Source organism: Mucisphaera sp. (assembly GCF_965279675.1).
Lineage (GTDB): Bacteria > Planctomycetota > Phycisphaerae > Phycisphaerales > Phycisphaeraceae > Mucisphaera.
On record NZ_CBDIIJ010000002.1, the window covers coordinates 3,204,973 to 3,216,779 of the forward strand.

8 protein-coding genes are annotated in these 11,807 nt (G+C 61.3%); 6 read left to right on the plus strand and 2 right to left on the minus strand.

Going from position 1 to position 11,807, the window contains the following annotated elements:
• Positions 1-160: 160 nt before the first annotated feature.
• Complete coding sequence (locus ACQZAB_RS13720) at positions 161-2,686, minus strand: ATP-dependent Clp protease ATP-binding subunit (RefSeq protein ID WP_428390081.1); 2,526 nt, start codon at positions 2,684-2,686, stop codon at positions 161-163.
• Positions 2,687-2,953: 267 nt separating this feature from the next.
• Here ACQZAB_RS13720 and ACQZAB_RS13725 point away from each other — a divergent pair, with 267 nt between their 5' ends.
• The 3 genes from ACQZAB_RS13725 (at position 2,954) to ACQZAB_RS13735 (ending at position 7,052) form a co-directional block, all read left to right on the plus strand.
• Entirely contained in the window at positions 2,954-4,285 is a 1,332-nt protein-coding gene (locus ACQZAB_RS13725; protein ID WP_428390082.1) for an APC family permease, read from the plus strand.
• A gap of 112 nt (positions 4,286-4,397) precedes the next feature.
• Positions 4,398-5,624: a glycosyltransferase family 4 protein gene (locus ACQZAB_RS13730; protein WP_428390083.1), complete on the plus strand. Its 1,227-nt coding sequence runs from the start codon at positions 4,398-4,400 to the stop codon at positions 5,622-5,624.
• Positions 5,625-5,777: 153 nt separating this feature from the next.
• A complete protein-coding gene (locus ACQZAB_RS13735; RefSeq protein ID WP_428390084.1) occupies positions 5,778-7,052 on the plus strand; it encodes a glycosyltransferase family 4 protein in 1,275 nt (424 codons plus the stop codon).
• Here ACQZAB_RS13735 and ACQZAB_RS13740 read toward each other — a convergent pair.
• Positions 7,049-8,743: a glutamine--tRNA ligase/YqeY domain fusion protein gene (locus ACQZAB_RS13740; RefSeq protein WP_428390085.1), complete on the minus strand. Its 1,695-nt coding sequence runs from the start codon at positions 8,741-8,743 to the stop codon at positions 7,049-7,051. The two genes, ACQZAB_RS13735 and ACQZAB_RS13740, sit on opposite strands and share 4 nt — an antisense overlap.
• Positions 8,744-8,838: 95 nt before the next feature.
• Between ACQZAB_RS13740 and ACQZAB_RS13745 the strand changes: the two genes are divergently transcribed.
• The 3 genes from ACQZAB_RS13745 to ACQZAB_RS13755 are packed head-to-tail and all read left to right on the plus strand — an operon-like array spanning position 8,839 to position 11,806.
• A complete protein-coding gene (locus tag ACQZAB_RS13745) occupies positions 8,839-10,419 on the plus strand; it encodes a glutamate--tRNA ligase (protein WP_428390086.1) in 1,581 nt (526 codons plus the stop codon).
• Between the two features lie 8 nt (positions 10,420-10,427).
• The gene (locus tag ACQZAB_RS13750) at positions 10,428-10,847 is read left to right on the plus strand and encodes an EVE domain-containing protein (protein WP_428390087.1); all 420 of its coding nucleotides are present in this window, start codon (positions 10,428-10,430) and stop codon (positions 10,845-10,847) included.
• A 56-nt stretch (positions 10,848-10,903) separates the two neighbouring features.
• Positions 10,904-11,806 carry a PfkB family carbohydrate kinase gene (locus ACQZAB_RS13755; RefSeq protein ID WP_428390088.1) on the plus strand — a complete coding sequence of 301 codons (903 nt, stop codon included), beginning with the start codon at positions 10,904-10,906 and terminating at the stop codon, positions 11,804-11,806.
• Position 11,807 lies beyond the last annotated feature (1 nt).

The window sequence follows — 11,807 nt, forward strand, 5'->3', positions numbered from 1 at the left end:
CTGCGGGCTAACCACCTCTAATTTCGGCACGTCACCACCCCCGCTTCATCACGACGACCCAATAAGCAATATTTGTTTCATAACCTTAAATGACCACGAAACAGGGCGACCCCTAAAGGTCGCCCTGCTTAACAACTCAGTAACAGTAAGCGCCTGATAACTAGCCGTTATCACTCCCGGCACCCGCCACCTCTTCCTTGGGTTCTTCCTTCGGCTCTTCACGCAACTCGGAGGAGAAGCTCAGATGATCCTGATCTTCCTGCCGCGTCACCTTGATCAGGTGCCCGGGACCGAAGTCCTCACGCAGAATCGACTCAGACATCGGATCCTCCACGAACTGCTCAATCGCACGACGTAGCGGCCTCGCGCCGAAGTCCGGGTTGTAGCCCTTCTCGATCAGGAAGTCCTTCGCGGCCTGATCAACCTCAAGAATCATCTCGCGCTCCTCAAGCCGCTTGAAGACCTGCTTCAGCTCGTACTCGACGATCGACACCAGGTCCTCCTTGTTCAGCGGACGGAAGATGATCGTGTCATCCAGACGGTTGATGAACTCCGGCCGGAAATACCGCTCGATCTCAGCCTGAAGCGTCTGCTTCATCTTGGTGTAGTCAACATCCTCGCTCCGCTTCGAGAAGCCAAAGCCGGCCTTGTTCTTGATCAGGTCCGCCCCGATGTTTGAGGTCATGATGATGACCACGTTCCGGAACGATACATGCCGCCCGAACGAGTCCGTCAACTCGCCCTCTTCCATGATCTGAAGCAGCATGTTGAACACATCCGGGTGCGCCTTCTCGATCTCATCAAGAAGCACCACCGCGTAAGGCCGCCGACGAATCTGCTCCGTCAGCTGACCGCCTTCTTCATAACCCACATAGCCGGGAGGCGCACCGATCAGGCGGCTGACATTGTGCTTCTCCATGTACTCCGACATGTCGATGCGTATCAGCGCGTCCTGATCACCGAACATGAACTCAGCCAGCGCCTTGCTCAGCAGCGTCTTACCCACGCCCGACGGACCCACAAAGATGAACGAACCCATCGGACGACGCGGATCCTTCAGACCCGAACGCGCCCTGCGGATCGACTTGCTGATCGCCTTGATCGCCTCATCCTGACTGATGACCCGCTTGTGCAGCTCATCCTCGAGCTGAAGCAATCGCTGGCTCTCGGCCTTCTCAAGACGCGTTAACGGCACACCGGTCATCTTGGAGACCACCTCAGCGATGACCTCCTCGTCAACCACGCCGTCCACCTCCTGCGACTTCGCACGCCACTCCTGCTGGATCCGATCCTTCTCGGCCCGCAGACTCTCCGCACGATCGCGAAGCTCCGCCGCATGCTCGTAATCCGCGGCCTTCACGGCCTCGTCCTTCTCGATCTGCAGCCGCTCGATCTGCTCCTCAAGCTCCGCCAGATTTGGGGGCTTGGTCATCGACTTCAGCCGAATCCGAGCACCCGCCTCATCGATCACATCGATCGACTTGTCAGGCTGCACGCGAGCCGTGATATAGCGCTCCGAGAACTCAACCGCCTGCTCAAGCGCCTCATCGGTGATACGCACCCGGTGGTGCGCCTCATACCGGTCACGTAGTCCACGCAGAATCTGCACGGTGTCCGTCTTATTAGGCGGCTCAACCATGATCGTCTGGAAACGCCGTTCCAGCGCCCCATCCTTCTCGATGTACTTACGGTACTCATCCAGCGTCGTCGCACCGATGCACTGGATCTCACCGCGAGACAACGCCGGCTTCAGCACATTGCTCGCATCGATCGCGCCCTCGGCACCACCAGCGCCAACCAGCGTGTGCAGCTCGTCGATGAACAGCAGCACGTTCTTGGCACGACGCACCTCGTTCATCACCGCCTTGATCCGCTCTTCAAACTGACCGCGGTACTTCGTGCCCGCGACCATCATCGCCAGGTCAAGCACCACGATCCGTCGATCAGCAAGGATGTCAGGCACCTCGTTGCCGATGATCCGCTGGGCCAGACCCTCCACGATCGCCGTCTTGCCCACGCCCGCCTCACCCAGCAGCACCGGGTTGTTCTTCGACCGACGGCAGAGAATCTGCACCAGACGCTCGATCTCCTCAGCCCGCCCGATCACAGGATCAAGCGTGCCTTCCTTGGCCAGCTCGGTCAGATCACGACCAAACGAGTCCAGAGCAGGCGTCTTGCTCTTACCACCCTTGCCCGACGGCTCACCCGAGGACTTGCCAGGCGACGCCGTCGCCTCCTCCGGCTCCACACCGGCACCAAGAAGATTCAAAACCTCCTCGCGAACCTCTTCGAGCTTCAACCCAAGATTCATCAGAACCTGAGCCGCCACACCCTCGTGCTCACGAAGTAAACCAAGCAGCACGTGCTCCGTCCCCACATAATTGTGGTTCAGGTTCCGCGCCTCCTCAATCGCATACTCGATCACCTTCTTCGCCCGTGGCGTCTGCGGGAGCTTGCCCATTGTCACCATGTCGGGACCGGACTTCACCAGCTTCTCCACCTCCAGACGAACCTTCCGCAGGTCAACGTCGAGGTTCTTCAGCACATTCGCACCCACACCCGAACCCTCCTTGACCAGGCCAAGAAGAATGTGCTCGGTGCCGATGTACTCGTGATTGAAGCGCTGAGCCTCCTGATTCGCGAGGGCCATCACTTTCCGTGCTCGATCTGTGAAGCGTTCAAACATCATTGCTGCTTCCTGCGCCGCCTGAGGACGCCTCTGGAATGATTACGACCCATTGTAGGTCCGCAAACCCGTGTGCGTATGGGAGCAACCCATGTGCCAGAACGATTCATCCAGCTGCGCACGATTTCTCTACGCAAGGCAAACTATCGGCGATCCGGCCGCACCCTCTACCCTTCAAATCCGCCAACCCCCGTCACCAGACCGATAGGCCCTGCGAAACTGGCAGGAGCGTCCGAGAAAAGCACTTACAGCGATTGACCAAGGTTCATGAACCGCCTCGTTCTAGAAGACCAACCCCTACCTTCGAGTCTCACCAAGACCCTCGGTCTCCCCGGCGCGACCCTCGCAGGACTCGGCTCCATCCTCGGCACCGGCGCCTTCCTCGCACTCGGGCTCGCCGCCGCCACCGCAGCCGACAGCTTCATCTACGCCATCCCTATCGCCGCCCTCCTCGCCACCTGCAACGCCCTCAGCAGCGCCGAACTCGCCGCCGCCCACCCCGTCGCAGGCGGGACCTACGAATACGCCCACCGACTCGTCCACCCCCTCGCCGGCTTCACCGCCGGCTGGCTCTTCCTCGCCGCCAAAAGCTGCTCCGCCGCTGCCGCCGCCCTCACCCTCGCCAGCTACACCCAAACCGCAACCGGCCTGCAAGCCCCCCTGACCAAGCCCGCTCTGGCCCTCGCCATCATCCTCCTCACCACCACCATCGCCTACGCCGGACTCCGACGCTCCACCCAGGCCAACGCCATCCTCGTCACCCTCACTCTCACCGGCCTCATGTCACTCCTTCTAACCGCCTTCTGGCTGAACCCAACAGCCACAACCGCCACGCCAGCAACCGGTGAGCTCACACAAAACACGGCAGGCATCCACCCCTTCCTCGAAGCCACCGCCCTGATCTTCGTTGCCTTCACCGGGTATGGCCGCATGGCCACACTAGGCGAAGAAGTCCGAGACCCCCGCAAGACCATCCCTCGAGCCGTCATCCTCACCCTCATCATCTGTGCCATGCTCTACACAACACTCGCCCGGGCGAGCCTCAACACCCTCAGCACCGCTGGCTTCGCGCAGACCACACGGGAAACCGGAGCCCCACTCCAGGCCGTCGCCGACCAACTCGCAGGCCAACCCCTCGTTCTCATCCTCACCCTCGCCGCCACCACCGCCCTGCTAGGCGTCCTCCTCAACCTCATCCTCGGCCTCTCCCGCGTCCTCCTGGCCATGGCCAGACGACACGAAGCCCCCGCCCTCTTCGCCCGAATCAACACCCAGGCCACCAACCCGCCAGCAGCCGTCATCGCCATAGGCCTGCTCATCGCCAGCATCGCCATCACCACCAACGCCTCCCTCGCCTGGTCGGTCAGTGCCCTGACCGTCCTCATCTACTACGCCCTCACCAACCTCGCCGCCCTACGCCTCAAACCCGAGGACCGCCTCTACCGCCGCTGGATCCCAACCGCAGGCCTTCTCGGCTGTCTCACCCTCCTGCCCTGCATCGAATCCTCCGCCTGGCTCGTAACCGGCCTCCTCTGCATCGCCGGAGGCATCTGGCGACAGACCTGTAAAGCTGGGCAGCACCCACATAATTCGGAATAGCCTGTGGGATTCCCGCTGGCATCGGCTAATATCTAGACGCCTGCCTGCCCACACAGAGACCTGCTGACCGCAAGAGGAACCGAGGGGATACATGGACGCTACGCCACCCACCATGCTGCGCACGGACCGGCTCAAAGGCCTCAAAGCCCTCGTCGTCCACCCCCGCCGCCATCACCTCTATCAGACCGCCCGTGCCTACCAGGAGGCCGGACGCCTCGCGCACTTCCTCACCAACACCTGGGTCGGCCAGCCCAGCCGACTCAAAACCCTCCGAACCATCCTCCCATCCAACATCAACCGCAAAGTCCAGAAGCTCAGCGACTACCACGACGCCACCCTCGCACCCAGCGTCATCCTCCGATCCAGAAACCTCCACCACGTCGCCGCCTCCAAACTCCTGGGCGTCAATCACATCATCCACGACCAGGCCCCGCTGCCCGACCTCGTCACCAAACTCTGCAACCGCAACAACTGGGCACTCCATATGCCCTGCAACCACGCCCTTAATACCTTCAGGCTGTTCAAGGGACGCGGGCTCCCACTCATCCTCGAACAGTACATCTGCGACCGTCGCCAGGCCCTCACCCTCCTACAGCAGGAAACCGAACGCTTCGGCATCGAGATGGACAAGGCCTCCGCCGACACCACCGGCCTCAGAAGCTGCGACATCAACGAAGAGGAATACGAACTCGCCGACATCATCGTCGCCGGCTCGGAATTCGTCGCCGAATCACTCCGAAAAGCACGCGTCCCCGAGCACAAGATCATCCTCGCCCAATACGGCGTCGACACCGCCATCTTCCAACCCAACCACCAGCCCCGCCAGGCCAATACCCCGCTGAATGTCGCGTTCGTCGGCTCAGGAGCCATCCGCAAGGGCCTCCTCTACCTCCTGGAAGCAGCTTCCCAGCTAGGACCCAGCCAGGTCAGGATCCAAACCTTCGGCAACACCGGCCTGCCCGAGCAGTTCGTCGAGAAATACCAGGACATCCTCGTCCAACGAGGCCACCTCTCCCGCTCCGAACTCGTCGCCGAACTCGCCAACTGCCACGCCATGGCACTCCCCAGCCTCGCCGAAGGCTCCGCCCTGTCCGTCTACGAAGGCCTCGCCGCAGGACTCCCCGCCATCGTCACCCCCAACACCAGCTCCATCGTCGAACACGGCGAAACCGGCTTCGTCGTACCCATCCGCAATAGCGAAGCCATCGAACAGGCACTGCTGGAGCTCATCCAGGACGACAATCGACGCCTGCACATGGCAAAAGCTGCTCGCCAGGCAGCCGAAGCCCAGACATGGACCCGCTACCGCGAAAGCCTCAGAAACGGCCTGGGCATCTAAGCAGCAGGACGCCACGCACTCGCCGGCCGCATCCCCAACCGAGCCATTCGGACAACGACCTAGCCGAAAACCCCCGCAGGCTAGATCCGCTTCATTGATAAAATACGTATCCGCTTTTCGGAGGGTAGAGACAGACATTCACGGGGATCTCCTATGGTCACATCGACCAACACCATCCCGACCACATCCACAACAGATCGGCTCGGCGGCCGCTCCGTCCTCATCGCGCACCCGCACCGCCACCACCTTTACCACACCGCCCACGCCTACGAGGAAGTCGATCGCCTCGCCGAATATCTCACCCGCGTCTGGGTCGGCAAGCCCGCACGCCTCCGCCCGCTCGAAGCCCTCCCGCTCAAAGCCATCAGCCAGCGTGCCAACCGCCTCAGGTCCTACCACGACAACAGCTTCGAAAACAAAGCCCACGTCGTCACCGAAAGCCTCAGCCAGTACCTCGCCTTCCGGGCACTCGGCACCAGACGCATTACCCGCGACACCCGCCGCTTCTCAAAAATCATCTCCGACCGCGCCGTCAGACTCAATGCCGCACTACATATGCCCTGCTGCTACGCCAAAGCCACCTTCGAAATCGCCAAAGATCAGGGCATCACCACCATCCTCGATCAGTACACCAGCGACCGAAGAAGCGCCCGCCGGATGGTCGAAGAAGATGCCGAATACTTCGGCATGCCCATCGATAAGAAATCGATGGCAACCATCCTCGACAAGAGCATCGAGCTCAACGAAGCCGAGTACGAACTCGCCGACTTCCTCGTCACCGGTTGTCAGTTCTCCGCCGACACCCTCATCGCAGCCGGCGTACCCGCGGAGAAAATCATCGTCACCGAGTACGGCGCCGACATCGAAACCTTCACCCCCACCCACAACCGCAGAAACACCAACGAAAAACTCCACATCGCTTTCATCGGTTCAGGCGTCATCCGCAAAGGCCTCCTCCACCTGCTCGAAGCAGCCAACGCCATCGGACCCCAAGCCGTCCACATACACATCTTCGGCAACCACGAAATGCCCGAAAGCCGACGCAAGCGGTACACCGAGGTCTGCACCTTCTACGGCCACATCTCACGAGCCCAGCTCAACCACCACATGGCCCGCTGCCACGCCTTCGCCCTGCCCTCCCTCGCCGAAAGAGGCGGCATGTCCACCTACGAAGCCCAAGCCGCAGGCCTGCCCGGCATCGTCACACCCAACATGGGCCAAATCGTCCGCCACAAGGTCAACGGCTTCGTCGTCCCCGCCCAGCAAAGCGCCGGCATCCAGGAAGCCATCCAGTACATGCTCGACAACGAAGACCACCGGCTCGAAATGACGCACGCCGCCGTCCAGGCAGCCAAAGCACAGACCTGGGACCGCTACGGCCACGAACTCCGCCAGGGACTCGGCCTCCCCCAGCCCGCCACGGCCTAACCCTTCTGCTGCACCTTCGCCCAGGTGTCCTTCAGTGTCGCCGTCCGGTTGAACACCAACGCCCCATCAGCCGTATCCGGGTCCAGCGTGAAATACCCCAGCCGCTCAAACTGAACCGCCTCACCCACCACCGCCTCCGCCAAAGCAGGCTCCAGCTTGCAACCCGTCAGCGTCTTCAACGAGTCCGGATTGATGTTGTTCGCCAACTCGCCATCCTCCGGGTTCTCTTTGGTGAACAGGTGGTCGTACACCCGCACCTCAGCCTCCACCGCATGCGCCGCACTCACCCAGTGAAGCGTGCCCCTCACCTTCCGCACCTTCCCCTCCGCATCCGGTGGCGGGTTCTCACCACCCCTTGTCTCCGGGTCGTACGTGCACAACAGCTCCGTCACCCGCCCCGATGCATCCTTCTTGTAATCCTCACACCTCACCCAGTAAGCCCCACGCAAACGCACCTCACGCCCCGGCCCCAGCCGGAAAAACTTCTTAGGCGGAGGCGGGTCTTCCAGAAAATCCTCCCGCTCGATGTACAACTCCCGCGAGAACGGCACCTCCCGCACACCCGCCCCCTCATCCTCCGGATTGTTCACCACCGCCATCATCTCCACCCGATCCTCCGGGTAGTTCGTGATCGTCACCTTGATCGGGTCCAGCACCGCCATCCGCCGAAGCGCCCGCTGGTTTAGATCATCCCGCAGCACCGACTCCAGCTTCGAAAAAGCGATGTTGTTCACACGCTTCGCCACACCCGCCTCATCCCAGAAACGCCGGATCGCCGCCGCCGTATAACCCCGCCGACGCATGCCCCGTAGCGTCGGCATCCGCGGGTCATCCCAACCCGACACATACCCCTCCTCGATCAACCGCAGCAGCTTCCGCTTCGACGTGATCATGTACGTGATGTTCCCCCGCGCAAACTCCATCTGCTGCGGCGCATGAATCCCCAACTGCTCGACAAACCAGTCATACAAAGGTCGGTGCGCCTCGAACTCCAGCGAGCAAAGCGAATGCGTAATCCCCTCGATCGAGTCCGACTGCCCGTGCGCCCAGTCATACATCGGATAAATACACCACGCATCACCCACCCGGGGATGCGTCGCATGCAGAATTCGGTACATCACAGGATCACGCAGGTTCAGATTAGGCGAAGCCATATCGATCTTCGCCCGCAGCACCCGCGCCCCGTTCTCGAACTCGCCCGCCTTCATCCGACGAAAAAGATCCAGATTTTCTTCCACCGGCCGATCCCGAAAGGGACTCGGCCGCCCCGGCTCGGTCAGCGTCCCCCGATGCGCACGAATCTCATCCATGCTGAGGTCATCCACATACGCCTTGCCCGCCTCAATCAGCCGCTCCGCCCACGCATACAGCTGCTCGAAGTAGTCCGACGCGTGGTACTCGTGCTCCCCCCACTCAAAACCCAGCCAACGCACATCCTCCTTGATCGAATCGATGTACGCCTGCTCCTCCTTCACCGGATTCGTATCGTCAAACCGCAGGTGACACCGCCCCCCGTACTTCGCCGCCAACCCGAAATCAATGCAGATCGCCTTCGCGTGACCGATGTGCAGAAACCCGTTCGGCTCAGGCGGGAAACGCGTCACCACCGCCCCACCAAACCGCCCCGACCGGTTGTGCTCCTCGATCGCCTGTTCAATGAAATTCAACGACCGCTCGTCCGTCTGCGACATACATCACTCCATGCTCAAAACCCCGCTCGCCCGCCATGCTACCGACCAGACCCCGCCCCCACCACGAGGCCACCCCCTCCACTAGAATCGACCCCATGACCACCCCCAACCGCCCCGTCCGAACCCGCTTCGCCCCCTCACCGACAGGCGCCCTCCACATAGGCGGCGTCCGAACCGCCCTCTTCGCCTGGGCCTACGCCAGAAAATACAACGGCACCTTCATCCTCCGCATCGAAGACACCGACCGCAAACGCTCCTCCGAAGCCTCACTCAAGGGCATCCTCCGCGACCTCTCCTGGTGCTCCCTCCACTGGGATGAAGGCCCCAACCACGACAACCCCTCCAACGAAACCGGCGACCTCGGCCCCTACAAACAATCCAGCCGCCTCGACATCTACAACGACCACATCCAGAAACTGATCGACGCCGGCCGCGCCTACATCGACGCCAGCCTCCCAGAACACGAACAGGTCGTACGCTTCCGCATGGACCGCGACATCAGCTTCACCGACGCCGTCTACGGCGACATAACCGTCAAAGCCGACGACCTCGAAGACTTCATCATCCGCAAATCCAAAGCCACCGGCGACGCCTACCCCACCTTCCACCTCGCCGTCACCGTCGACGACGCCCTGATGCAGATCTCCCACGTCATCCGCGGCCAGGAACACCTCGCCAACACCCCCAAACATGTCGCCATCATCGACGCCCTAGCCGAAATCACCGGAGACTCCCAAACCTATCAACGCCCCACCTACGTCCACCTTCCCTCCATTTTGAACCCCGACGGCTCCAAGATGTCCAAGCGTGACAAAGCCAAAATCGCCCGCAAGGCCGCACAGGATGCAGGGATGACCGAGCTCCCAGGCGTCCAGCCCGAAGACCTCATCGCCTTCCTGAACAAAGACAACGACAGCCTCCAGATCGCCGCCGACATCGCCCTCCAACTCCGCCTCACACTCCCCGAGATCAACGTCGAAGACTTCGAAGACTCCGGCTACCTGCCCGAACCCCTCCTCAACTACCTCGCCCTCCTGGGCTGGAACCCAGGCGACGACAAAGAACAATTCTCCCGCGAAGAATTCGTCCAACTCTTCTCCCTCGACCGCATCAACAAAGCCAACTCCAAATTCGACCGCGACAAACTACGCGCCTTCAACGCTGACTACCTCCAGAAATCCATCGACACCAACACCCTTAGCGACCACCTCGACCAATACCTCCAATCCCACGACACAAGCCTCCACTCAACCCTCAAAGACCACCTCGATCTCCTAGCCGCCGCCTATCAGGAACGCCTCGTCACCCTCTCCGACATCCTCACCGCCGCCCGCTTCTTCGCCGAAGCCCCCACCGACTACAACCCCAAAGCCGCCAAGAAAAACCTCCTCAAGAACAACGCCGAAGGCCTTAACGTCCTTGCCGCCATCAAAGACAAACTCGCCGCCCTCGACGACTGGACCCCCGAGCACCTCCACCAACTCGTCGAAACCCACGCCTCCGAAGCCGGCCTCAAGAACATGGGAGGCGTCGCCCAACCCCTACGCGTCGCCCTCTCCGGCACCGCCGTCACCCCGCCCATCGACCTCACCCTCGCCATCCTCGGTAAAACCGAAACCCTCAAACGCATCGACACGTGCCTCAAACACTTCGCCGACGCCTCCGCCAACACCTAGGAACACCCATGGCCTACTGGCTCATCAAAACCGAACCCTCCACCTGGTCCTGGAACGACCAGACCTCCGCCAAAGGCAAACGCACCCACTGGGATGGCGTCCGCAACCACGTCGCCAAGCAACACCTCCAGGCCATGAAGAAAGCCGACCGCTGCTTCTTCTACCACTCCGTCAACGAAAAGCAGATCGTCGGCGTCGTCGAAGTCGTCAAGCAAGCCTACCCCGACCCCTCCGACGAAAAAGGCCAGTTCGTCATGGTCGACGTCAAAGCCATCGCCCCCCTCCCCACCCCCGTTACCCTCGCCGACATCAAAGCCGAACCCAAACTCAAAGACATGGTCCTCGTCAACAACTCCCGCCTCTCCGTCCAGCCCGTCACCGCCGCCGAATGGAAACACATCTGCAAGATGGCCGGCTACAAGGACTGACCTCACGCAATCCCCTACACTGCCACCCCTAAATTCATGATCCACAGGAGAAAACGATGTCCCTCATCGTCACTGGCGCCGTCTGCATCGATAAAGTCGAAACCCCCACCAACACCGCCGAAGAGCAGCTAGGCGGCTCAGGCATCTACTTTCCCGCGGCTGCCTCCTTCTTCACCCAGCCCCGCGTCCTCGCCGCCGTCGGCGAAGACTTCCCCGACGACTTCCTCGCCACCTTCGACCACTTCAACATCGACCGCCGAGGACTCGAAGTCCGCAAAGGCTCCAAAACCTTCCGCTGGCACGGCAAGTACCACGAGAACATGAACGACCGCGACACCGTCGGCATCGAACTCAACATCCTCCTCGAAGACCCGCCCAGCCTTCCCGAGGTCTACAGCGACTCCGAATACGTCTTCCTCGCCGTCGACCGACCCTCCAACCAGCTCAACCTCCTCAACAGCGTCCCCAACCGCAAAATCGCCGTGATGGACACCATCGACCTCTACATCAACACCCAGAAAGATGAACTCGTCGAAGTCATCAAAAAGGTCGACGGACTCATCGTCAACGACGCCGAAGCCAAAGACCTCACCGGCCACCGCGACGTCGTCAGCGCCGCCCTCGAACTCGAAAAACTCGGCCCCAAGTTCATCATCATCAAAAAAGGCGAGCATGGCGTCGTCATGAAACACGCCGACGGCTGGGCCGCCCTCCCCGCCTACCCCGCACAGAAAGTCGTCGACCCCACCGGAGCCGGCGACTCCTTCGCAGGAGCCATGATGGGCTACCTCGCCGAAGCCGGCGACAGCTCACTCAGCACCCTCCGCAAGGCCCTCGCCTACGGCACCATCGCCGCCAGCTTCAACATCGAAGACTTCTCCCTCACACGCATGAAAACCCTCACCCGCGCCGACATCGACAACCGCCTCAAAGAGTTCATCCAGATCACTCAGATCTGAC